The 22,600-nt window shown below is 42.9% G+C and carries 26 protein-coding genes; 2 read left to right on the forward strand and 24 right to left on the reverse strand.

The window, feature by feature from the left end; translation table 11 throughout:
• Positions 1-219: 219 nt before the first annotated feature.
• The gene (gene zapE / locus B9T34_RS15600; RefSeq protein ID WP_086214057.1) at positions 220-1,365 is read right to left on the reverse strand and encodes a cell division protein ZapE; all 1,146 of its coding nucleotides are present in this window, start codon (positions 1,363-1,365) and stop codon (positions 220-222) included.
• Between the two features lie 83 nt (positions 1,366-1,448).
• The gene (locus tag B9T34_RS15605; protein WP_086214058.1) at positions 1,449-2,456 is read right to left on the reverse strand and encodes a helix-turn-helix domain-containing protein; all 1,008 of its coding nucleotides are present in this window, start codon (positions 2,454-2,456) and stop codon (positions 1,449-1,451) included.
• A 165-nt stretch (positions 2,457-2,621) separates the two neighbouring features.
• Between B9T34_RS15605 and B9T34_RS15610 the strand changes: the two genes are divergently transcribed.
• A complete protein-coding gene (locus tag B9T34_RS15610) occupies positions 2,622-4,133 on the forward strand; it encodes a flavin-containing monooxygenase (RefSeq protein WP_086214120.1) in 1,512 nt (503 codons plus the stop codon).
• Positions 4,134-4,183: 50 nt separating this feature from the next.
• The gene (locus B9T34_RS15615) at positions 4,184-5,092 is read left to right on the forward strand and encodes a lysine exporter LysO family protein (RefSeq protein WP_086214059.1); all 909 of its coding nucleotides are present in this window, start codon (positions 4,184-4,186) and stop codon (positions 5,090-5,092) included.
• Positions 5,093-5,174: 82 nt separating this feature from the next.
• Here the strand turns inward: B9T34_RS15615 and pyrF are convergent, their stop codons facing one another.
• The 22 genes from pyrF to B9T34_RS15725 form a co-directional block, all read right to left on the reverse strand.
• Positions 5,175-5,855, reverse strand: coding sequence for an orotidine-5'-phosphate decarboxylase (gene pyrF, locus B9T34_RS15620; protein ID WP_086214060.1), 681 nt, complete (start codon positions 5,853-5,855; stop codon positions 5,175-5,177).
• A 194-nt stretch (positions 5,856-6,049) separates the two neighbouring features.
• Positions 6,050-6,415 (reverse strand): lipopolysaccharide assembly protein LapA domain-containing protein, encoded by a 366-nt coding sequence (locus B9T34_RS15625; protein ID WP_086214061.1) that lies wholly within the window; start codon positions 6,413-6,415, stop codon positions 6,050-6,052.
• A gap of 17 nt (positions 6,416-6,432) precedes the next feature.
• A complete protein-coding gene (locus tag B9T34_RS15630) occupies positions 6,433-6,738 on the reverse strand; it encodes an integration host factor subunit beta (protein ID WP_086214062.1) in 306 nt (101 codons plus the stop codon).
• A gap of 162 nt (positions 6,739-6,900) precedes the next feature.
• Complete coding sequence (gene rpsA, locus B9T34_RS15635) at positions 6,901-8,577, reverse strand: 30S ribosomal protein S1 (RefSeq protein WP_086214063.1); 1,677 nt, start codon at positions 8,575-8,577, stop codon at positions 6,901-6,903.
• Between the two features lie 107 nt (positions 8,578-8,684).
• A complete protein-coding gene (gene cmk / locus B9T34_RS15640; RefSeq protein ID WP_086214121.1) occupies positions 8,685-9,368 on the reverse strand; it encodes a (d)CMP kinase in 684 nt (227 codons plus the stop codon).
• An 18-nt stretch (positions 9,369-9,386) separates the two neighbouring features.
• Positions 9,387-9,818: an SRPBCC family protein gene (locus B9T34_RS15645; RefSeq protein ID WP_086214064.1), complete on the reverse strand. Its 432-nt coding sequence runs from the start codon at positions 9,816-9,818 to the stop codon at positions 9,387-9,389.
• Between the two features lie 55 nt (positions 9,819-9,873).
• Positions 9,874-10,398 (reverse strand): tRNA adenosine(34) deaminase TadA, encoded by a 525-nt coding sequence (gene tadA / locus B9T34_RS15650; RefSeq protein ID WP_086214065.1) that lies wholly within the window; start codon positions 10,396-10,398, stop codon positions 9,874-9,876.
• 15 nt (positions 10,399-10,413) lie between these two features.
• On the reverse strand, positions 10,414-11,538 hold the full coding sequence (locus B9T34_RS15655; RefSeq protein WP_086214066.1) for an enoyl-CoA hydratase/isomerase family protein: 1,125 nt from the start codon (positions 11,536-11,538) through the stop codon (positions 10,414-10,416).
• Positions 11,535-12,248, reverse strand: a complete 714-nt coding sequence (gene ung, locus B9T34_RS15660) for a uracil-DNA glycosylase (RefSeq protein ID WP_086214067.1) — start codon at positions 12,246-12,248, stop codon at positions 11,535-11,537. The genes B9T34_RS15655 and ung overlap by 4 nt, the downstream gene beginning before the upstream one ends.
• A gap of 45 nt (positions 12,249-12,293) precedes the next feature.
• Entirely contained in the window at positions 12,294-12,890 is a 597-nt protein-coding gene (locus tag B9T34_RS15665; RefSeq protein WP_086214068.1) for a 6-pyruvoyl trahydropterin synthase family protein, read from the reverse strand.
• Between the two features lie 121 nt (positions 12,891-13,011).
• Complete coding sequence (gene gspK, locus B9T34_RS15670) at positions 13,012-13,977, reverse strand: type II secretion system minor pseudopilin GspK (protein ID WP_416202723.1); 966 nt, start codon at positions 13,975-13,977, stop codon at positions 13,012-13,014.
• Positions 13,978-13,982: 5 nt separating this feature from the next.
• Positions 13,983-14,675, reverse strand: a complete 693-nt coding sequence (gene gspJ / locus B9T34_RS15675) for a type II secretion system minor pseudopilin GspJ (protein WP_171265227.1) — start codon at positions 14,673-14,675, stop codon at positions 13,983-13,985.
• Between the two features lie 110 nt (positions 14,676-14,785).
• Positions 14,786-15,256, reverse strand: a complete 471-nt coding sequence (gene gspI, locus B9T34_RS15680) for a type II secretion system minor pseudopilin GspI (RefSeq protein WP_086214071.1) — start codon at positions 15,254-15,256, stop codon at positions 14,786-14,788.
• A gap of 31 nt (positions 15,257-15,287) precedes the next feature.
• A complete protein-coding gene (locus tag B9T34_RS15685; RefSeq protein ID WP_086214072.1) occupies positions 15,288-15,848 on the reverse strand; it encodes a type II secretion system protein in 561 nt (186 codons plus the stop codon).
• A 12-nt stretch (positions 15,849-15,860) separates the two neighbouring features.
• Positions 15,861-16,472 (reverse strand): TetR/AcrR family transcriptional regulator, encoded by a 612-nt coding sequence (locus B9T34_RS15690; protein WP_086214073.1) that lies wholly within the window; start codon positions 16,470-16,472, stop codon positions 15,861-15,863.
• A 44-nt stretch (positions 16,473-16,516) separates the two neighbouring features.
• Positions 16,517-17,290 (reverse strand): TatD family hydrolase, encoded by a 774-nt coding sequence (locus tag B9T34_RS15695; protein ID WP_086214074.1) that lies wholly within the window; start codon positions 17,288-17,290, stop codon positions 16,517-16,519.
• 31 nt (positions 17,291-17,321) lie between these two features.
• Entirely contained in the window at positions 17,322-17,663 is a 342-nt protein-coding gene (locus tag B9T34_RS15700) for a PilZ domain-containing protein (protein WP_086214075.1), read from the reverse strand.
• 12 nt (positions 17,664-17,675) lie between these two features.
• Positions 17,676-18,659, reverse strand: a complete 984-nt coding sequence (locus B9T34_RS15705; RefSeq protein ID WP_086214076.1) for a DNA polymerase III subunit delta' — start codon at positions 18,657-18,659, stop codon at positions 17,676-17,678.
• A gap of 12 nt (positions 18,660-18,671) precedes the next feature.
• Complete coding sequence (kdsB, locus tag B9T34_RS15710; protein ID WP_086214077.1) at positions 18,672-19,433, reverse strand: 3-deoxy-manno-octulosonate cytidylyltransferase; 762 nt, start codon at positions 19,431-19,433, stop codon at positions 18,672-18,674.
• Complete coding sequence (lpxK, locus tag B9T34_RS15715) at positions 19,433-20,449, reverse strand: tetraacyldisaccharide 4'-kinase (RefSeq protein WP_086214078.1); 1,017 nt, start codon at positions 20,447-20,449, stop codon at positions 19,433-19,435. Before lpxK ends, kdsB begins: the two co-directional genes overlap by 1 nt.
• A 3-nt stretch (positions 20,450-20,452) precedes the next feature.
• Positions 20,453-22,177: a lipid A export permease/ATP-binding protein MsbA gene (gene msbA / locus B9T34_RS15720; protein ID WP_086214079.1), complete on the reverse strand. Its 1,725-nt coding sequence runs from the start codon at positions 22,175-22,177 to the stop codon at positions 20,453-20,455.
• On the reverse strand, positions 22,177-22,599 hold the full coding sequence (locus B9T34_RS15725) for an ExbD/TolR family protein (protein ID WP_086214080.1): 423 nt from the start codon (positions 22,597-22,599) through the stop codon (positions 22,177-22,179). The genes msbA and B9T34_RS15725 overlap by 1 nt, the downstream gene beginning before the upstream one ends.
• Between the last annotated feature and the right edge of the window lies 1 nt (position 22,600).

The raw sequence follows: 22,600 nt of genomic DNA on the forward strand, positions 1-22,600 counted from the left end.
CAGCTTGAATGCTCTTTTACAGTTTATAAAGTTTTTGAAATGTCGAAATTAGACTTAAGTGCAGAGTTATGCTGTAAAACTGAGCAAACCTGATTATTTTATCTACTCGAAGCCTTGATTAAGCCATGAAATACAAGAAATGTCGATAAACTGTACGGCCTATTTTGCATAAAAAAAGCGCCTATTTTCAGCGCTTTTTCCCAAATTACTGACTAAAAATTACTCAGCAACCTCAGAAGCGCTGATTTGGCGATGTGCAGAATTTAAGTAATCATCTGACTGCATTTCCAGCAAACGTGAACGCGTGCGTTCAATTTCAAAGGCTAATTTTTCACCTTGATAGATATCAATAATTGTATCTTCAGAAGTTAACAGCAATTTCACACCTCGGTCGTAAAACTCATCGACCAGATAAATAAAGCGGCGTGTACCCTCAGATAAGTAGTCCGTCATATGCGGCACATTACTCACCAGAACCGTGTTATACACATTCGCGATTTCAATGAAGTCGGCTGGACTGCGCGGCTTTAAGCAAAGTTCTGAATATTCACACCACAGCACATCTTCAGTATGGCCTATTGTTTCAACAATACGTTTATTGATGATGATCGGCTCTTGTGACTGCACTTGAGTCTGCGTCAATGCGGTAAATCGCTGCGCCATCCAAAGCTTATTTTCATGGGTTAACGGCGATTTAAATAATTGCGCCTGTTTCAGTACACGCAGACGGTAATCCACCCCTGCATCTACATTCAGCACGACGCAGTTCTTTTTCACCATTTCAATGGTAGGCAGAAAACGGTCACGGTGAATGCCATTTTTATACAAGCCATCTGGCGCAATATTTGAGGTTGCTACCAAAGTTACGCCGCGGGTAAACAATTTTTGGAATAAATCGCTCAGAATCATCGCATCTGTTACGTTGGATACAAAGAATTCATCAAAACAGATCACCACAGCTTCTTTATAAATTTGATCTGCAACCATTTCTAAAGGATTGCGCTGACCCGAAAGCTTGTTTAATTCACGGTGTACATGCTGCATAAAATGATGAAAATGCATGCGGGTTTTGCGGCGGAACGGCACAGATTCATAGAACTGATCCATCAGCCAAGTTTTACCGCGGCCGACACCGCCCCACATATACACGCCGCGCGGTGATGTTTGACGGCGGAAACGGCGAAAGGCTTTTTTAGATGCTTTGAAACGCTGAATCAGTTCCTGCCAAACGCGGTCCAGTTCATGCACCGCAATTGCCTGTTCTTCATCTGGCAAAAATTGACCTGAAGCCAGCGCTTGCGCATAGCGCTCTGCGGGTGAAATGGGAGTAAAAGCCGTGCTGTGGTGAGTTTGAAAGTCAGACATATCTTTAATACTATTTAGGGCTATAGCAAGTATAGCGAAGATTGAACCGTAATATATAACACTTTGGGATGATCATACTTAGGCTATTTGGTGTATTTACGTGGACTTTGACCAAACCAGCGTTTGAAAGCGTGATTAAATGCCGCAGGCTCTGAATAGCCTAATAACTCTGCAATCATTTCAATTGAATACTCCTTGTACTCCATCAGCCTTAAAGCCTTGTCCTTAATAATATCTTCACGGATTTGCTTATAGCTGGTATTCAGCTGCTGCAATTGATGCCTTAAAGTCCTTTCTGGCACATTCAGCGCCTGCGCCGTTTCCGCCATGCTTGGCATTAAGCCTGTTTGCAGCTCGAGATAGTCCTGCACCCGCTGAATCAGCGATGGCGCATCCTCATCCGACATTAAACGCTCAAGCTCCGCAATGCATTTTGCTTCGTATAACCTGAATGTAATGATATCTGCCGAAGGAATTTTTACATCAAAGACTGATTCGTCAAACCAAAAACATGCGCTAGCCGCGCCAAATTTTACCTGAGTTCCATAATAATCATGGTATACCGCCAACTGTTCCGGATCTTGCGGCGCTTGGAATGGCAAATCGATCTGCACTTGAGGAGATGCCAAGCCCATCATTTTGTATAAATCCCGAATAAATTTATATGTTCCAGAAATTTCACACTGAGCCAGCAATAGACCTAATTCTATTTGGATATCCTGCGGCTGGTAGCATAAGGCCATTTTTGAATCTAAGACTTGCAAACTTAAATGACCTGTCAAATGGGTCAGCTGCTGAAAACGAATTCCCTGTTTCAGTACGGTATGAATGTCCGAGCTAGTGACCAAAAGCATCAGCAGCGGTCCATATCCTGCCAGCGCATAATGCTGCCCAATGAATAAACCTTTTTCAGGAGCAACATCTTCACCAATGACCTTAAGCACATCCCATTCAAGGCTAGGATGAATGATAGACGTCGCATCCAGCGCATCAATGCGCAGCCCAATAGTCTGAAGCTTTTCATCTACATCTATCCCAGCTTTGCGCATGCCTTGCACCAAATACATCAAGCTTAGGATTGATCGCTTCATTGGTTTATCAATTCAAGTTTAGGTATTTCATTTTTACTATAAATTTTCCTGCTTGCAAATTGCCGTTTTGATCAATTTTCATGTCATCCCAATCATAGTGACAAATAATCATTTTGATTTATGCTACGGACATAAGGAATAAAAAGAGCTTAAGGCATGGATCAAATGCAAGATCAAACGCTGCAGAAACTAAATGAACAAAAAATACAGGTCGCTATTATCGGTGGAGGCTTTGGCGGAATTGCCATGGCCATACGCCTGCTGCAAAGCGGTATACGGGATTTTATTATTCTAGAAAAATCCAATGATTTTGGCGGCACTTGGCGTGAAAACCGCTACCCCGGTGCTGCTTGTGACGTACAGTCACACATGTATTCCCTCTCATTTGCCCCAAAAACCGACTGGTCTAAGCGATATGCAGAAGCGCCGGAGATTTTTGACTACATCAAAAGCTTAATTACACAGTTTAATTTAGCGCAGTACACACAGCTGCAATGTGAAGTGCTTTCTGCCGAATATCAGGAACAGGAATGCCAATGGCAGCTGAGCCTGAATGACCAAAGCACGCTGATTGCGCAATACGTGGTTTTTGCTTCAGGTCCTTTACATGTACCGCAAATTCCGCACATTAAGGGCATTGAAAACTTTAAAGGGAAAGTATTTCATTCTTCGCAATGGGACCACAATTACAGCTTATACGGCAAAACCGTTGCCTCTATCGGTACTGGCGGCAGCGCCATTCAGTACATTCCAGAAATTGCGCCGCAAACTGAAAAGCTTTATGTATTCCAGCGCACAGCGGCATGGGTGATTCCTCGCGATGAACGGGTCTATAAAAGCTTAGAAAAGAAACTTTTTGCAAAATATGATTGGTTTAGAAAGCTGCATCGCGCCCGCTTGTATTGGTCAAATGAATCCCGCGTTGTGCCTATTGTGAAGCCTTTCACCATGAAATATGCGCAAAAACTTGCTGAGTTGTTTATCCGCCATCAAGTGAAAGACAAAGAAATTGCAAAAAAATTAATTCCAGACTACATCATGGGCTGTAAACGGATTTTAGTATCCAATAAATATTTCCCAGCCTTCAACCGTAAAAATGTCGAATTGGTGACTGAAGGCATTCAAGAACTCACCGCTGACAGCATCATTAGCAAAGATGGCCGCATTCGTAAAATTGACTGCCTGATTTATGGCACAGGTTTTATCACTGACCCTCGTATCTATCTTAAATCCTTTAATTGCAAAGGCTTAAATGGTTTAGAACTGAAAGATGCATGGCAAAATGGCGCGGAAAGTTTTTATGGCATCAGCACCAAAGGCTTTCCAAATCTATTTCAGCTATTAGGCCCAAATACCGTACTGGCGCATAACTCCGTCATTTTTATGATTGAGTCGCAAGTAGAATACATTCTGCAAATGATGGATTTGGTTAAGCGCTCACACAGCCAAGCCATTGTGGTTAAAGACCAAGTTCAGGATCAATTTAATCAAAATGTGCAAGACATGATGGATGGCACCGTTTGGCAATCTGGCTGTGTAAGCTGGTACCAGCAGGATGGCGGCAAAAACTTTGCCCTTTGGCCAACCTACACATGGAAATATTGGCTCAATACGAAAAAGCTGAATCCCGCGGACTATCTGCTTTACACAAAATCAGCGCAAAATCATGCAGCTTAAACATTAAAAGTTCATAATAGGCAGATGTTCACCATCTGCCTATTTATATTATGCAATCGCTTTGGCTGATCTTTCAGCTGTTATTCTGCCTGTTCTTAGGTTTTATACTTGCCCGCCGTTTGCCGGCAAAACTCGAACAATTCGGCTTTAAAATCTTACCGTACTTCACCTATATTCTATTAATTGCTATTGCGATTGAATTTTCTCAGACATTGCACAGTATCAGCAGTCCTGCGCAAATTCTCACAACCGCGGTCAGTATCGCATTCGCGACTTCATTTGGGGCATTCATCTGCTGTTATGTACTATTCAAAGCCATTGGCTATCAACCCATGCAAGGTAAAGTTTCTGCAGATCTGCTGCTGAGTTCTTTGCTGAATATCAGTTACGCATTTTTCGCGCTTGCTTTCGGCTATGGAATTGCGGAAGTCTTCAATTATTTTGATACTGCCCTGCATGTCAGCACATGGAATTTGCTGCTGATCTTTATGTTTTTAATTGGCCTTGATTTAGCATATTCACCATTAGACCGCTCATGGTTGAATTGGAAAATCTTATTGGTGCCTATCGCCTGCATTATTGGTTCTATTTTAGGGGCAATAGCCATTTCATTTATATTGAGCGACATGCACATCAAAGACCTGATCATGCTTTCACAAGGTTATGGCTTTTACTCAATGACTGGTATTGTCGTCACAGAATTGAAAAATGCGCATCTAGGCAGTATTGCCCTGATTAATGACCTATTTAGGGAAATTTTCTCTATTGTGTTTATGTATCTCATTGGCTGGCGCTATCCGCGCTCTGCAATATCCGCTGCCGGAGCAACTGCCATGGATGTCACTTTACCTATGGTTAAGCAAGCTTGCGGCAACGATTTTATTCCGCATGCCATGGTCAGCGGTTTTGTACTTTCGGTCCTAGCACCAATTGCGATCAGTGTATTAGCTGCCCTGTAAATAACCATGCCAATCTAATTCCTTAAATAAAAAAGCCTTTCGAATGAAAGGCTTTTTACTCTATTTCAGCAATCTCGTGTTATTACAGTGTTACTAAAATATCACTTAACATTTGACGTGGATTATCTGACTGAGTAATTGGACGGCCAATCACCAAATGTGTTGCACCATCCAGCATTGCTTGTTTTGGTGTCACAATACGCTTTTGATCATCTGCGCTTGAACCTTCAGGACGGATACCCGGAGTGACTAAAGAAAATTCATTTCCTAATGCTTCACGCAGCATTTTAGCTTCCTGAGCAGAACATACTACACCATCTAAACCGCTGTCTTTTGTTAAAGCTGCCAGTCGTTTCACATGTTCAAATGGCTCAGCATCTATACCAATATCGCGTAAATCTTCACGCCCCATAGAAGTCAAAACAGTTACAGCGATCAATTGCGTTTTATAATTGCCCGCTTTTAAACGCTCTACACAGGTTTCCATCATTTTACGGCCGCCAGATGCATGCACATTGACCATCCACACACCCAGATCTGATGCAGCGCATACAGCCTGTGCTGTTGTATTTGGAATATCATGAAATTTTAAATCAAGAAAAACTTCAAAACCCTGAGCATGCAGAGCTTTAACCACAGATGGGCCTTCATGGGTAAATAGCTCTTTACCAACCTTAACTCGACATAATTCAGGGTCTAACTGCTCTGCTATTTTTAACGCGTCAAATTGGCTTTTAGCATCTAATGCAACAATGATACTCAAGAGACTACCCTTTCAAACAGACAAAAAGAAAGCTCATTATAGTGGGTATCCCTGCGCACACAAAGAACAAAAAGCAAGTTCGTATGAATTGCTCTTACTTCGCGGCATAAAAAAACACTCTAAACTTTCATTTAGAGTGTTTAAATATAACTGCATTTAAAATCTGCGCTTAAACACAGATTAAAAAAACGAGATTATAATGAATTTGTTTTTTGTTCGTCTGGATGGATATCCAAGACTGTTTTTTCATGTCTTGTATGCGCCGCAGCTTCAGCAGCAGCCAATTGTGCTGATTGAATTTGCTCTTTACGCAAACGTTCGATATCTTTGCGTAAACGCTTAATTTCCCAACTGTTCTGAAAAACACGGAAGATTTGAACACCAAGCAGCAGCCCAAGCACAATACCCAAAGATAAAGTCAGCAAAAGCAATAAGCCTAAACGCATTGCAGGCACTTGTGTGAAAAGCAAATCGACCGAAAGTTCAGTTCCATTTTGAAGCACTAAAAATAATGCATAACCAAAAAGAACAATGAGCAATATAGTTAAGACGTAACGCATAAATACCCCTTAGAATCTTAGTTCGCTGCAGATTCATTCACTGCATCACGCAGTGCTTTACCTGGTTTGAAATGCGGTACAGCTTTAGCTGCAACTTCAACTGATCTGCCAGTCTTTGGATTGCGGCCTACGCGCGGCTCACGGTGATGCAGTGCAAAACTGCCAAAACCACGAATTTCGATACGGTTATCTGTTGATAGCGCTTCGATCATTTGATCAATCATAATCTTAACGGCTTCTTCAACCAGCGGCTCAGCTAAGTGCGGGTTTTTAAGAGAAATACGCTCTATTAAGTCTGACTTATTAAGTGCTTCCGTAGTCATCTGCGACCTCTTTAATTATCAAGCTACTTGGAATCTATTTCCAGATAATAACCTGTTTAAATACAAAACGGTAGCGTAATAATGACTTACTACGCTACCGTTTACAGTAATTGTGTAAAAAGTATTATTAACTTACATTAACAATACAATTCAAACACTTACTTAGTGGTTCATTTGAGCTTTGATCAAATCACCAATAGTCTTAGGACCATTTTCTTGACCAGCTGCTACTTGACGTAAGTTAGCTACAGCTTCTTTCTCTTCAGCTTCGTCTTTCGCTTTGATAGACAAGTTGATAGAGCGAGATTTACGGTCTACGTTGATGATTTTCGCTTCAACTTCTTGACCAACTTCTAAGAATTTAGTTGCATCTTCAACGCGGTCGCGGTTGATTTCAGATGCTTTCAAAGAAGCTTCAACTTCGTCAGCTAACTTAATAGTAGCGCCTTTAGCGTCAACTGCAGTTACTGTGCCTTTAACCAACGCACCGCGTTCGTTAGTAGCTAAGAAGTCATTGAACGGATCGCTGTTCAATTGCTTGATGCCAAGGCTGATACGGTTGCCTTCAGCGTCAACTGAAAGGATAACCGCTTCAACTGTATCACCTTTCTTGTAACGGCGGATAGCGTCTTCGCCTTGCTCGTTCCAAGAAATGTCAGACAAGTGAACTAGGCCGTCGATGCCGCCTGGTAAACCGATGAAGATACCGAAGTCAGTGATAGATTTGATCGTACCAGAAACTTTTTCGCCTTTGTCGTGGTCTTTAGCAAACTCTTCCCATGGGTTAGCACGAGTTTGTTTGATACCAAGAGAAATACGACGGCGTTCTTCGTCAACTTCAAGAACCATAACATCAACTTCGTCACCAATCTGAACAACTTTAGATGGGTGGATGTTTTTGTTAGTGTGATCCATTTCAGAAACGTGTACTAAACCTTCAACGCCTTCAGCGATTTCTGCGAAACAGCCGTAGTCAGTTAGGTTAGTTACGCGAGCTTTAACGATAGAACCTTTAGGGTAACGGTTCATGATCGCTAACCATGGATCTTCACCAAGTTGTTTAAGACCTAGTGATACACGGTTACGCTCTTTGTCAAATTTAAGTACTTTAACAGTAACTTCTTGACCAACTTCAACAACTTCAGATGGGTGCTTGATGCGTTTCCAAGCCATATCTGTGATGTGAAGAAGACCATCAATACCGCCAAGGTCAACAAATGCGCCGTAGTCAGTAAGGTTTTTGATTGTACCAGTAACTGTTTGACCTTCTTCAAGCTGAGCAAGAAGAGCTTCACGGTCAGCTGAAGATTCAGCTTCCATTACAGCGCGGCGAGAAACAACTACGTTGTTACGTTTAGCATCAAGTTTGATAACTTTGAATTCTAACTCTTTGCCTTCAAGGTGAGTTGTGTCACGGATAGGACGAGTGTCTACCAAAGAACCTGGCAAGAACGCACGTACTGGACCGATGTCAACAGTGAAACCGCCTTTAACTTTACCAGAGATAACACCAGTAACGATTTCGCCGTCTTCAAAGATTTTTTCAAGTTTAGTCCAAGTCTCAGCGCGTTTAGCTTTTTCGCGAGAAAGAACTGTTTGACCCATGCCGTTGTCAAGCGCTTCAACAACTACGTCTACAGTGTCGCCAACTTGAACTTCAAGTTCACGCTGTTCGTTAAGGAATTCAGCGCGGTCAACGATACCTTCAGATTTAAGGCCAGTGTCAACAGTAACCCAGTCAGAGTCGATGTTTACTACAACGCCTTGGATGACAGCACCCTTCTCAACGTTGAGGTTTAATTCGCTTTCTTCAAAGAGGGCTGCAAAAGATTCGGTCATGATATTTCCGATAAAGTCAGCGGTCTTGGATCAGACAAGGCCGGTTCAATTAAGCGTCTACATAGTCCATATAAAACTGATCAAGCTATGCTTCTGCTGATAAATATTTAGTTTGCTAATTGCTGTTCGATATATGCAGTCATCAGATTGAATACTTCATCAATGTTCAAGGATGAACTGTCAATGATGTAAGCACCTTCTGCCGGCTTGAGTGGAGCAACTGCTCGCTCCATGTCTCGCTTATCTCGAGCTTCAATATTAGCTAAAATGTCGTTTATTTTAGCATCTAGCCCCATACCCTGCAACTGCTTTACTCTGCGCTCAGCGCGCGACTGGGCAGAAGCTGTCAGGTAAATCTTCGCTTGAGCATGCGGAAAGATCGATGTAGCCATATCTCGGCCATCTGCAACCAATCCAGGCTCTTGCGCAAAAGCATGCTGACGGTCAATTAGCGCCGCTCTAAGTGCTGGAATTGCAGCCACTTTTGAAGCAAATTCACCCACACGCTCTGTACGGATGGTTTGCGTCACATCTTCACCATCCAGCTGAACAAGAATTCCTGTTTCAGTTGTAACAAATTTTATGTCTAAATTTGCTGCAATTTCGGCGCATTTTGTCAATTCCGAATCCAGCTTTTCCAGCAAATTTAGATTGTGCAATGACAAACCCAGCAAACGGTAAAGCGCGCCGGAATCCAAAAGATGGAATTGATAATGCGCTGCCAGTTTTGCCGCTAATGTGCCTTTACCTGAACCGCTTGGACCATCAATTGTAATAATTTTTACTGTCATTGCCTTTTCCGCCATTACCTATACAGTTTTTGCGAGTTTTGAAAAGCCCAGTTTAATCGCAGATTTAAGCTGTGCAAGCACTAATTTGCTGACAAATGGCGCTCTGGCCTGAAACTCGATGGTGTAAGTCACTAATGTTTTATTTTCAGCCTCTGGCTCAAATTCAATAATCCCCAAATGATGTTTCACCAGTGGATTTTTAATAATCTTATATTCAATGCGCTGATTCGGAATCAACACAGTAATTTCTTCTTGAATTGGCTTTACTGGGCCCAAACCTAAGCGGCGTACTGAACCCACCCCATCTGGGCGCTGTGGATCTGCAGAATCTTTTACGCGGACCACTTGAACAGGCGCAAATGCGACATTATAAGTTGCATGTTTAGACAGTAATTCGAAAACCTTTTCTACCGGTGCATTAAATTCTTTTTTGACTTGCATCGCGTTCATAAAAATAACCCTTAGTTATTTGACAATTGATATTGTCATTTTATTTTACCTGAAATTATTCAGACTGATCTGTATTTTTCGTTTTTTCCAGTAATTTCATCTGCTTTTTTTGATCACGCCGCATCTTAAAAAAAGCGCTAAGCTGTGCAGAACATTGCTCTTGCAGACAGCCCTGTTCAAATTCAAACACATGATTGTAGTAACCACTTTGTAGCAACTGACGGGTACTAACTAAGGAACCCGCTTTGGGCTCAATCGCGCCAAATACCACACGCTTAATACGCGCATGCACCAAAGCCCCTACACACATTGTGCAAGGCTCTAAAGTAACATATAGGGTTGCATCATCTGGAAGACGATAATTTTCAAGAGACTGGCAAGCTTGGCGAATGGCCTGAATTTCTGCATGTGCAGTAGGATCATTCAAGCGAATAGGCGCGTTATAGCCTGCGCCTATGATTTGATTATTACTGACAATAATGGCGCCAACAGGAATTTCGCCAAGTGACGCAGCAGATGCAGCCTGCTCAAAAGCCTGCTGCATCCAGTATTCATCGCTAAATTGTGTTTCTTCAAGCATGTATTTAATAATTGTTTAGTCAATCACTGAATATTGCTTTAACAGCGCATTCCAGCTTTCAATATTGGTCACAGGAGGATTGCTGCCTAAAATGCCTTTAAGCGACATATCAGCGCCTGCTTTCCACTCTGGCGATAAATCTTTATCCACTAAACGTGCACGGACACCTTCCACAAAATCAGGGTGGCGGATTTTCCAATCTGAAATTTGGGTTTCAAGTTCAAAAACTTCATTCCACGAATGAACTTTCTTACCCCACTGCCAGAGCAGCCATGTCAATGCAGCTGTCGCTGGAGAACCTTTCTGCAGGTTTTCACTTGCTTGGCGCAACCAATCACTGCGTGCATCGCTTAGCCCAATAATCGACTCATAATCATGCTCAAAATGTACGCCGCGGCACACGCTTTGAATCACATCAAGAGAGTTTTGCAGCGGTCCAGGCCCAACAGGACGGTGCATGCTGTTTAAGGTATCATCGATTGCTCGGAAATCGCCTGCTGGATAATGTTCCCAATCAATATTGATCACTTTATCTAAAACACTGTCACGCTGTGCATCACAAATATGCGTGGCCCAGCCAATACCGTAAGCGCCGGCAGCTGTCATAATTGAGCCCGTCAGCCCTGTAAACAGGCCAATTGCGCCACGGTCCGCCAAGAAGCGTGTAGCGCCGACATCTGGATAAAGGCCAATGTTAATTTCCGGCATAGCTAGACGTGAATATGGAGTCACCAAACGGAATGGCGCTGCCATGAACAGACCCAGACCGCCGCCCATCACATAACCCTCACCCCAGACTAAAACTGGCTTGGCGTAGTTATGAAGCAACAGATCTAAAGCATATTCCTGCTCAAAGAATTTATTGGCTGTTTCAACCTCGTCATTGATCACCAGCTGACGCAGCTTTCGTACATCACCGCCTGCGCAAAATGCTTTAGGGGTTGTTGAGTCCAGCCAAATGGCTTTTACGCTGTCATCGGTATGAAAGTCCTGAAAGACTTCCAAAAGTGCCGAAGCAATGGATTCATCCAGTGCATGTAAAGATTTAGGACGGTTCAGGCGAACAATGCGCCAGCCGTTTTTCGCTTCTTCTACAATCAAATCCGGATGATAGTGTTTAGAAATGGGAGAATATGTCATGCGTCCAGCTGCCAATCTATAGGCTCAATGCCATGTTGTTTAAGATAATTATTTGATTTTGAAAACACCTTGCAGCCAAAAAAACCGCCACGGTTGGCTGCCAATGGTGATGGATGAGCCGCTTTCAGCACCAAGTGCTTATTCGGATCAATCCGTTGCCCTTTACGCTGCGCATATGCACCCCAAAGGATAAATACAATATGCTCGCACTGCTCATTCAGTACATCAATCACTTGATCGGTAAAATCTTCCCAGCCTTTTTTCTGATGTGATGTCGGCTGGCCTGCTTCTACAGTTAAAACAGCATTCAGCAGCAAAACACCTTGTTCAGCCCAATGGGATAAATCACCATGTTTGGGAATCGCTAAACCCAGATCATTATGCAGTTCATGAAAAATATTACGTAAAGAAGGAGGCAATGCAACCCCTTTCTGTACGGAAAAACTTAAACCATGCGCTTGATTAGGTCCATGATACGGATCTTGACCTAAAATCACCACTTTCACGTTTGGAATAGGAGTAGTGTTGAGCGCATTAAAAATTAAAGAATTGGGCGGATAAATGACTTTATCTGCATTTTTTTCCTCTACAAGAAAGTCTTTAAGCTTATCCATAGTTGGACTAAGCAAAAATTCACTTAATCCATATTTCCAACTGGCCTCAAGCTGCACCTTTTCTAGTTGCGCCTGCTGCTGTTCTGTTAAAGACATACTTGCTACCTAATTCCTTTTCTAGCCTATCATTGCATTGCTGCGTTAAAGTTTCACTTGTAAATCCACTTCTGGATTTTGAAATTTAATGCCGCGGATTAATTTATCAAACATTTCAGGATCAGCCCACTCGGCTTTCACCTGCTCTGAAAATTCAATTTGATCTAAACTTAAGAGACCCATCTGTTCATTTTCAATATCTTCAGCAAAGCTTTGCGCATAGCCCGTATCGGTTTCATGCACAATAACTGAATAAACCTCTACATCGCCTTCACCATTTTGCGTTTCGGTCGATGCCATGACTTGCTGCGCCAAGTAAAAGAAAATTCTTGAAAATTGCTCTGCTGACGGAGACACAGGCAAAGCCACCCAGCGTGCGCTGAAGTTTTTGCAAGCCTGAATATATTCCGCATTGTCCTGCTGCCAGAAACAGATTGCATGATCAAAACTGTCAAAAAGGTCTTTAATGACACCTTTGAGCAGTCCAAAATCGTAAACCATTTGACCATGATCTAATTTCGAAGCTTTAAGCAATAGTTCAACTTTGTAACTGTGCCCATGAATTGAACGCTTACAGCGGTCTGACGTGCAGTTACGCACGATATGAGCATTTTCAAACTTAAATAACTTACGAATTATCATATGCCGTAATTCAATTAAAACCTGTGAATTTATCGGGATTATAAAGCAAAACGAAATCCTTGAGCATTAATTTTACAGTTCAATGCAATTGGTAAAATGCATGGCTTTTTTTATATACAGTTCAAAAAGGCGCCATACTGCGGTAAGCCACATAAACTTCTTTATCTTTTCTGACCAATTCTGAACTGAACTGCCGTTTACGCCCGCTGAGCTCAATCTCAATTTTGGCTTTGAAATAATTAGATTTCACACCCAATTGTTCCGCGGCAATGGCTTTATTTTCCACTGATACAGAACTGAAAGGCTCTATTTCCCATAACTCTGACACATTGTTAAATTGTTCTAAAGCCGCTTGCTTCTTATCCAGCACTTGCTGAACAGCTTCTGTATCGAGATGATCATCAATCGTGGCCAGTAAAAAAGCTGGCGCGGTATTTATATTTACTTTCGTATCATTGCTCGGCAAAGCGCTGACATAGGGTTCAATCAGCTGATATTTCCCCTCTTCAAAACCGCGGATCTGCTTAAGTTCTGCCGCGCTGTGAAACTTAGCATTTGGCGGCATGGAAGAGTTCTGCAAACCGCGGTAGAAACTCGATTCAGCTCCCATGGAGCCAGTTTGCTCATCATCTTCATCTTGCCAATCAATCACCGCTTCACTGAGCTGTGCAGGAAGCCCTGCTTTAACTAAAATTTTTTCAAACCATTTTTTAGCATTTTCATTAACCGCGCCTTCGGAAGTCAGCAAGCTATTTAAATTAAACTTGCCTGATTGATCTTCCAATATGCCAGACACATAGCCATCATCGACTGGAAATGCCGGCATAGGCTTAGCCCAATTTTCCTGCAAAGAATCCACATCACCAGCGTTTTTCGCATCATCTTTGAGCATTTCTGCAAAAAAAACTTCTGCGCTTTTGGCATACAGCAATGACTGGTTTTGGCGCATTAAATAGGCTGTGCCTTCTGCTGTATTACTTTGACGCTTAGCGATACTGGCTGCCAAAATCGTCGCCAATGCAACCATCACCAAGATCGTGAGTAAAGCGATTCCCTTTTGCTGTCGAATTCCAAGCGGCGCTTTCATTAAAATCATGGCGTTGCCCCTTGAGGCATACTTCCATTCGCAGAACCATCTGAACTGCCGCCATTCGCTCCATTAGAAACAGCCGTAGATTTTTCAAGAAAATCGGTATTTAACAGGCTAAACAGCCATTCATACTCTATATCATTTACTTTGAGCTTAACTTTCAGCCCGCGCGGAAGCCGCTGCTGTTCACTGGTTTGAGATAAATCTGCAGCTGGATCAGGCCAATTATTCAATTCATTTGGATTTAAGACCAAAATTTCAAATTGCTCAGTATTTTCCAGTAAAACACTGCTATCCGGCTGATCTGAACCCGTCTGATTTAAATTCTTATATTTATGCCGATATACTTTTTGCTCATCCGCACGAAATTCGTATTCAATCCGTTCATCTGGTGCTATGCCTTGATTTAATGGATCGGTTACACCAGTTTTACTAAAGCTTAAACGCCCATTTTGCAAAGACAAGGCTGTTTGAATATTGCCGTTGATATTGGCTGTCAGCGGTACAATCTGCACCGTGTCCCGCAGAATTTGCTGATAAGCTTCCTGCAGCTGAGACAGGCGCGCCTCATGCATGGTATTGCGTTCTTTTACTTTAGAAATATAGTCAAAAACCTTCCAGCCCAAAGCAGACAATACTGCAAAAATTGCGATTGCCACCAAAAGCTCCACCAAAGTAAAGCCTTTAGCACCTATGTTTTGAGCAATGCTTGCACGTGCATTAATATCGCATCTCTTTGTAGAATGACCAGAGACAAAATACTGTTCAGAAGATTGAGTTTTATTATTGTTATTTTCTGGCTGCATTAAACTTTGGCCTTATGATTAAAGAACACCAGACTGGCAACACCCGATTCAACCTTATTGGTATCCGCATTCATTAAACTGACCTGCACATCTACACGCTGCACATTAGGACTGACCGTCGCCTGCGCAGATTTATCAATCTGCCACTGTTCGCCTTGCTGCGTCACTTGCTTAGATGATGTGCCTGAGATCCACTCCCGATTAATTTCCATATTTGCAATTTCATTCAGCGCGACAAACTGCGCTTTTGTTCTTAAAATTGCATTGGACGTCGCCTGCGTATATTGCATCGCGACATTAGTTAAAGCCATGGCTGCCGTTGCAAAAATCGCAAGCGCAACCATCACTTCTAATAAAGTAAAACCTGAGTGAGGATGAACAAGACAACGTCTTGTCCGAGCGCAAGATGATGAACTCTGTTCAGAATGCACACGGCTAAGTCGAGTAATACTCACCTTAAACGGCTTCATTACACCAGACCCAGCGCTCTGCTTGAAATATCTAGATTTCATTGATTTTACCTAGATGGTCAATTTCAATTTCATTTCCAACTGGGCGCTCTTCAAAATAGAACTGAATACGCACAGGTTTAACTTCACCATTGCCCAGCCAAATTAATTTTGGCGCATTTTGATTAAGCAATTCACTCTTATTGGCGTTGTCATAACGGCGCTCTAAAGACTGAACACTAAAAGTGACCTGCGCAGGCAAAGTTCTAAGCGGAAAATCTTTATAATTTTGCCAGCTTTTATTTTGATTATTGGTCGAGTTTAAAAAGCTTTCATTATTTTTATTTGGCAAATATTCGGAAACATCGTAACGAAAATCTGCAACATCGGTCGCACTTTGTACATTCAGCGCTAAAATTCTGGATTGATCATTGGCTCCGCGCAGAATTTTCTGCGCATCCATAATAAACACTTCACGCGCCTGCATGGCTTTACGCTGATCTGTCCCGCCAATGTTCATCATGACCAATGAGGCCATAATGCCCATAATCACAATGACCACCATCAATTCGACTAAGGTGAAGCCCTGCATTGATGATGGCTTAAATGTCATAGCAAGCCTATATTAAGCAAATTGAGCAGCGCTGATCTGTTTTGGCAAAGCCAAAGCCTGATCAATATAAGCGACCCTTAAAGTATCTCGGGAACCTAAATAACGCTGATAGAAGCTTGAGTTTAAAATGGCAGCAGCACCATGCGTCAGCGACCAGATAGACGCTAAATAATCACGCACAGACATCGCGCTGCCAATAGACTCTAAATAGCTTTCAGTCATACGGATAATTAAACGCAGGCGCTGTTTGCGTACTTGATATAATTCGCTGAACAGCACCTGTATGCCGACACCCGTGGTCGCAAGACGCTCTTCAATTTGATGAAACAGTACCGTGCGCTCTGGATGATGCAAATGGTGAAGCATAAAAAACGCCAAGTGCTCTGGAAATTGCTTGTCTGTATCTTTAATCATTTCCAACAGCATGCGTTCATTGCGGATGATGAGCAGCATATACAGCTCATCTTTACTCTGAAAATGCTTATACAGGGTCCCTTTAGCCAGATCCAGCTCAGCAGCCAGTGCATCCAGCGTCATGCCAGACTCACCATTTTCTAGAAGAAGCTGCTCTGCAACTTGAAAAATCAACGCTTCCCTTGCTCGAAACTGAGCCTGACGATCCATCTTCACCCTATACTCTCTTCTGCTCTTATATCAATTCAACTGCTTTACTTTAAATTGAGAAGGTTTTCAAAGTTTTGCTTTGTTATTAAAGCCATCTCTTCTAGTGACTTATCATATACATCACTTAAGGCTTTGGCTACATAGGGAACATATTTAGGTTCATTAGACTTTCCTCTATAGGGCATAGGCGCCAAGTATGGACTGTCTGTTTCAATCAATACACGGTCTAATGGAACCTGTTTTACCACATCACGCAAATCCTGCGCATTTTTAAAGGACACAATCCCTGAAAAAGAAATGTAGTAACCGCAGTCCAGTACCGCTTTTGCTGTTTCCCAGTCTTCGGTAAAACAATGCAAAATCCCGTGTGTTGATTTTTCTGCACGAATAATATCAACCGTATCATGCTTGGCTGAACGGGTATGCACAACAACAGGTTTTTTGACTGCCTGCGACGCATGAATATGGCGTGCAAAACATTCTTTTTGTTCTGAAATAAAATCTGTGCTGTGATAGTAATCTAAGCCTGTTTCGCCCAGTGCCCAGACTTTTTCTGGCTGTGCCAGCTCAATCAAATAATCCGTTGTAGCACGCTGCATTGTGGCAACATCTTCACAAGGATGCACACCCACGGTATAGCCTACATCTGCATGGCGGGCTGCAATTTCAGATAATGCAATATGATCATCCAAATCTACAGAGATACTCATAAAGCGGGACACCCCAGCTTCACGGGCCTGCGCCAATGCTTGATCCAAATCGCCGCCATAGGGTGCAAGATCAAGCAGGGTTAAATGACAATGAGTATCTGTGAACACAATAAGTACCTATGTTGAGTAAGGTGTAACTCTACATAGTGTAACTTCTGCGGCCCTCAGTTTTAAGCCCCGTAAGTATACGTTCTGCTTCTGTTTTGAAATAAACGCCTTTTTCTCCAGCAAGCTGAATACCAAAACCCTGCGGCTTAATGCCATTTTGCTTTTGTGAAATCCAAATCACTTTACCTGTTAGTGGAACTTTTTGAGACTGATCCGGCAGAGTGGCTAAAATAAAGACTTCCTCACCCATTTTAACAGCCTGCTTAGATGGGACAAAAAGCCCGCCGCCTACCACATAAGGCATATAGCTGGCATATAGTGTTTCTTGATCAGGAATATTAGCCTGAATAATTCCGCCCATACGTGGCTGCATTGTCATTCCCCTTTAAATATTCATCAATTTAATGCACAGCTGATCCAGCACTAAGTTAGTTTGTACGTTTTGTTCGATAAACTTTTTGGATTGCTGCAGCTCTGCGTAAATACCAAATAATGATTCTAAATCATACTGATCCGGCAGATCATAAAGACTTAAATCAATATTTTTAATGGCTTGATTTAGCTTGACACAAATCAAATCAGACAACAAGTATTCAAACATTTGACTAAAATCACTAAAACTCAGCGCTTTATTCCACTTGGTCGCAATCGCCATGGGCATATTCTTTTGCTTAACCAATTTCAGCCAATCATTGATAAAATCCTGACGTAAATTCAACCATTCCTTTTGCGCCAGCTCAACAGCTTGCAGCGGCATATGATTTGATAAATTCATCAGCAGCTGCTGCATCCGCAAATCACTGTCAGGCAGATGTTCATGCATATAGGTTTCTGCTTGATTGGCGCTGATACGGTCTAACGCGAAATGCTGCAGACGGCTGCGAATGGTGGCTGGCAGTTTTAGATAATGATCCGCCAGCAGAATGATCACAATGCGGTCACCCGGTTCTTCCAGTGTCTTAAGCAGTGCATTTGCAGAAGCGGTATTAAGCGCTTCTGCTGGTTCAATAACAACAACACGCCAGCCGTCTACCGTTTGCTGCACAAATGGCTGCAGCTCTCGGATTTTTTCAATTTTAATTTTGGCATTTTGCTTTTTATTGTCATCATCTGTACTGATATGCACATAATTTGGATGCGTATCCGCCTTCAGCCACATGCAGCTGCCGCAAACACCGCAAGGCTGGTTTTTTTCATGACGGTTCTGACACATTATCCATGCCAAAAACTGTTGGGCAAATGCATGCTTGCCACAGCCTTTTTTGCCATAAAACAGCAAACCATGGCCCAGCTTAGGAAACCGCCCTGTGAGTGTATCCCAGACGTTTTGCTGCCAAGGATATACCTGCGCCTGCACTTCATTTGACATGGATGCCGTCCTTTATTCGAAGCAAGAAACGTCCATTTGATTTAAACGGTCTAAATCCGCCTGTGTGTCCACACCTGGCGGCAAGTTCGCTTCCGCCACTGCAATGGCAATACGATGGCCATTTTCAAGCACACGCAGCTGTTCCAGACTTTCTAATTTTTCCAGTACGCCCATATCCCAAGTGACATATTCCTGCAGCAGCTTCACACGGTAAGCGTAAAGACCTAAATGACGGAAGGACTGATCATGCAGTTTTGGTTCCGCAAGCTTAGCGCCATCACGGTCATAAGGAATCGTTGCACGGCTGAAGTACAGCGCCTGATTGTGCTTAGACATAACCACTTTTACGATACTGTCGCGCTGAAACTCATCTAAACTATGAATAGGCTCACAAAGCGTAGACATAGATGATGCAGGCTGATCTTCTAAAAGCTGTGCCACTTGTTTTACCAATAGTGCAGGCAACAAAGGCTCATCGCCCTGTACATTGACAATAATATCGTCTGCATTCCAGCCTTTAATACGAGCAACTTCACTTAAGCGGTCTGTGCCAGATGGATGATCTGCAGAGGTCAGGACTACATCAACACCTTCCGCACGGCAGACGTCTCCAATACGCTCATCATCTGTCGCAACACACAAATCATCAAAGCCTTGCACTTTTTTAGCTTGGTCAACAACGCGCAAAATCATTGGGCGGCCATGAATTTCCAGCAAGGGCTTGCCCGGCAAACGTGAACTGGAAAAACGTGCTGGAATAACAATATGTTTCATCAATTTATGCCTTCATCTAATGGAATACCCAATTGCTTCAGCTGCTGGTGCAATGTTTCATAACATGCCTCTGAAAGTACAGCATCGACTGGCACCACCCAAATTTCACGCTGAAAATCTGGATTTTGCTTGAGCAGCGGTAAAATTTTCACCGCATCCTTTTCTGTGGTAATGATTGGATTTGCATCTTCAAACTGCAAATCCGTAATTTCATATTCATAATGATCTGGAAATTCATGACACTGGAACTGATGAATTCCCATTTTTTCTAAGGTATTGTAAAAGCGCTGCGGAAAACCAATGCCCGCCACTGCATAAAAATCCACATCGGGATCAAATACTTTAACCAAATCTTCATTCAGCAAGTAAGGTGCAGCCTCTGCCAAATGCATATTCAGCGGCATATGAGGATGTGCAGCATGTTCAATCACCGTACCGCTTTTCAGACGCGCTTTAGGTTCCCGTAAATAACCCTCTGGCAGCACTTTTTCATTGCCTAAGCCGCGGTTATTGTCCAAAACAATCCATTCCAGCTGCCGTTCAAGCGCCCAATGCTGCAGGCCGTCATCACAAATGATCAAATCCAGAACATGCTTCGACAGCAAAAGCTCTATACTTTTTTGACGGTTCGGCCCCACAGCCATGGGCACACCGGTAGACTGCACAATCAGCACAGGCTCATCACCCGCCGTTTCAGCTTCAACATCTAGCCCGACATAAGCTGGAAATGGCCCTTTACCGCCATAACCTCGGCTAATGACGCCAATACGCACCTGCTTAGCCTGCAGATATTTAACCAAATGAATCAACAGCGGTGTTTTTCCGCTGCCGCCAACAGTGATATTGCCAATCACCATAACCGGTACAGGCGCTTTATAGCTTTGCTTTAAGCCTGCCTTATACAAACCTTTGTTCAGCAAAAAACCGCCACGATACAGCCATGATAGCGGCCGAAGCACAATGAGCCACTTCGCTTGGCTATTCCAAGCATCCTGAATCATTTGTGCAGCTGACATGGATTACTCCTCGAAATTACGCTGATGCAATTGGAAATATGCACCGCGTTTTTCAATAAGCTCGGCATGTGAGCCTTGCTCAACTATTTGACCTTTATCCATCACCACAATACGGTCTGCATTTTCAATGGTCGATAATCGATGCGCAATCACAATTGTTGTGCGATTACGCATGGCCGCATCAAAGGCCTGCTGAATAAAGTATTCAGATTCATTGTCCAGCGCACTGGTTGCTTCATCCAAAATTAAAATTGGCGCATCTTTTAAAATCGCACGCGCAATCGCAAGACGCTGACGCTGGCCGCCTGAGAGATTCAGACCTTGCGCACCCAAAGGCGTATCATAGCCTTGCGGCAAACGCATAATAAAATCATGCGCATACGCGGCTTTAGCGGCGGCGATGATTTGCTCATCTGTGGCATTTTCCAGCTGGCCGTAAGCAATATTTTCCCGTACTGTACGGTTAAATAATACAACCTGCTGATTCACCATTGAAATTTGCTGACGCAGGTTATTGATTTCAATATCCTGAATATCAATATTGTCCAGCTTCAAATGTCCGGAGCTGATTTCCTGATAGCGCAGCAGCAAATTCACTAGAGAGGTTTTACCCGCGCCGGAACGCCCGACCAAAGCGACTGTTTCGCCAGATTTCACTGAGAGATTAAAATCTTGCAGCGCCTGATAGCCATCTGAATACACAAGCCCGACATCTTTAAATTCGACATCACCTTTGAGTGCAGGCGTTAAAGTTCCCGTATTTTTCTCTTCTGGCATATCCAGCAATTCAAATACAGAATAAGCCGCTGCCATGCCGCGCTGAATTTTCTCATTCACATCAGTCAGCGCTTTGATTGGCTTGCTGAGCATGCCTGCCGCTGTAATATAAGCAACAAACTGTCCAGCAGAAGTGTCCTGCATAATTTCTGGACGCAGCGCAATATACATCACAATAGCCAACGGAATAGACATGATCAGCTGCACAATTGGACTGTTCAGCTGCTGCACCACCACCATTTTCATGCCGCGGCGCAGGTTTTCCATTGAGCTGTTATAAAAGCGTTTTTGTTCGTAATCTTGACCAGAGAAACCTTTCACTACAACATTGCCGTTAACGGTTTCCTGCACCACATGGTTGACATCACCCATGGTATCCTGCACTTGGCTGGAAAGCTTGCGCATGCGTTTTGACGCTTTGCGGATCAGCAAGCCAATGATTGGCGCAAATATAATGATGATCAGGGTCAAGCGCCAGTTGCTGTAAACCAGATAACCGATCAGCGCTAACGTAATTAAACCCTGCTGTACAATGGTACGCAGTGATTCCGTCGACGCTGCCGTCAGTTGCTCGACGTTATACATAATTTTGGCGGTTATATGTCCGCTGGAATTATCTAAATAATACTGAGAAGGCAAACGCATAAGTTTTGCGAAAACTTCTTGGCGGATATTAAAAATTAAATTTCGAGAAATAACCGCTGTAAAATATCCTCCCATGAACGTACCGAGTCCACGGAAGAACATTAATAGAATCACAAGGATAGGAAATAGCGATGTAAAACCCTGGTCACCGTGCTGAATTGCATTAATAATCTTTTCAAGCAATTTGGCTACAGAAACTTCCGTCGCCGCATTAATCGTAAAACCAATGACGACCAATATTGCCAAAGGCCAAAAAGGTTTTAAATAACTTAACAGGCGCAGATAAACTTTTACATCGTGCTTCACTAATAACCTCGGGACGGTACTTTCGTACTGATATTTACATTCACAAAGCCTAATTGGCCTGCTACATCCATCACTCGAATAACATCCTGATGGGTTGCTTTCGCATCAGCGGCAATAATAAACATTAAATCACGGCGATCATTCGCAATCTGTTTAATTGCCGTATTTAAATCAGATGCCTCTTTACTCGACAGCGACTGACCATTCACAGAGTAATGCCCAGTTGAATCTACAACAACCTCAATTTTATGATCGAATTGCTTAGGCGGTACACCCTGCGCGTCTGGTAAAGTCAGATTCATTCGGCTCATTTGGCTAAAGGTGGTTGAAAGAAGTAAAAATACCAAGATAAACAATAAGCAGTCGATCATTGGCGTTAAGTTAATATGAATATCTTCAACTTGCCTGCGCTTAAATTTCATT

The organism is Acinetobacter sp. ANC 3813, assembly GCF_002135435.1.
Classification (GTDB): Bacteria; Pseudomonadota; Gammaproteobacteria; order Pseudomonadales; family Moraxellaceae; genus Acinetobacter.

Coding starts and splice junctions, on each gene's coding strand:
- zapE (WP_086214057.1), bottom strand. CDS start 1,365: ATGTCTGACTTTCAAACTCACCACAGCACGGCTTTTACTCCCATTTCA.
- B9T34_RS15605 (WP_086214058.1), bottom strand. CDS start 2,456: ATGAAGCGATCAATCCTAAGCTTGATGTATTTGGTGCAAGGCATGCGC.
- B9T34_RS15610 (WP_086214120.1), top strand. CDS start 2,622: ATGCAAGATCAAACGCTGCAGAAACTAAATGAACAAAAAATACAGGTC.
- B9T34_RS15615 (WP_086214059.1), top strand. CDS start 4,184: ATGCAATCGCTTTGGCTGATCTTTCAGCTGTTATTCTGCCTGTTCTTA.
- B9T34_RS15625 (WP_086214061.1), bottom strand. CDS start 6,415: ATGCGTTACGTCTTAACTATATTGCTCATTGTTCTTTTTGGTTATGCA.
- B9T34_RS15630 (WP_086214062.1), bottom strand. CDS start 6,738: ATGACTACGGAAGCACTTAATAAGTCAGACTTAATAGAGCGTATTTCT.
- rpsA (WP_086214063.1), bottom strand. CDS start 8,577: ATGACCGAATCTTTTGCAGCCCTCTTTGAAGAAAGCGAATTAAACCTC.
- cmk (WP_086214121.1), bottom strand. CDS start 9,368: ATGACAGTAAAAATTATTACAATTGATGGTCCAAGCGGTTCAGGTAAA.
- B9T34_RS15645 (WP_086214064.1), bottom strand. CDS start 9,818: ATGAACGCGATGCAAGTCAAAAAAGAATTTAATGCACCGGTAGAAAAG.
- tadA (WP_086214065.1), bottom strand. CDS start 10,398: ATGCTTGAAGAAACACAATTTAGCGATGAATACTGGATGCAGCAGGCT.
- B9T34_RS15655 (WP_086214066.1), bottom strand. CDS start 11,538: ATGACATATTCTCCCATTTCTAAACACTATCATCCGGATTTGATTGTA.
- ung (WP_086214067.1), bottom strand. CDS start 12,248: ATGTCTTTAACAGAACAGCAGCAGGCGCAACTAGAAAAGGTGCAGCTT.
- B9T34_RS15665 (WP_086214068.1), bottom strand. CDS start 12,890: ATGATAATTCGTAAGTTATTTAAGTTTGAAAATGCTCATATCGTGCGT.
- gspK (WP_416202723.1), bottom strand. CDS start 13,977: ATGAAAGCGCCGCTTGGAATTCGACAGCAAAAGGGAATCGCTTTACTC.
- gspI (WP_086214071.1), bottom strand. CDS start 15,256: ATGAAGCCGTTTAAGGTGAGTATTACTCGACTTAGCCGTGTGCATTCT.
- B9T34_RS15685 (WP_086214072.1), bottom strand. CDS start 15,848: ATGACATTTAAGCCATCATCAATGCAGGGCTTCACCTTAGTCGAATTG.
- B9T34_RS15690 (WP_086214073.1), bottom strand. CDS start 16,472: ATGGATCGTCAGGCTCAGTTTCGAGCAAGGGAAGCGTTGATTTTTCAA.
- B9T34_RS15700 (WP_086214075.1), bottom strand. CDS start 17,663: ATGCAGCCACGTATGGGCGGAATTATTCAGGCTAATATTCCTGATCAA.
- B9T34_RS15705 (WP_086214076.1), bottom strand. CDS start 18,659: ATGTCAAATGAAGTGCAGGCGCAGGTATATCCTTGGCAGCAAAACGTC.
- kdsB (WP_086214077.1), bottom strand. CDS start 19,433: ATGAAACATATTGTTATTCCAGCACGTTTTTCCAGTTCACGTTTGCCG.
- lpxK (WP_086214078.1), bottom strand. CDS start 20,449: ATGTCAGCTGCACAAATGATTCAGGATGCTTGGAATAGCCAAGCGAAG.
- B9T34_RS15725 (WP_086214080.1), bottom strand. CDS start 22,599: ATGAAATTTAAGCGCAGGCAAGTTGAAGATATTCATATTAACTTAACG.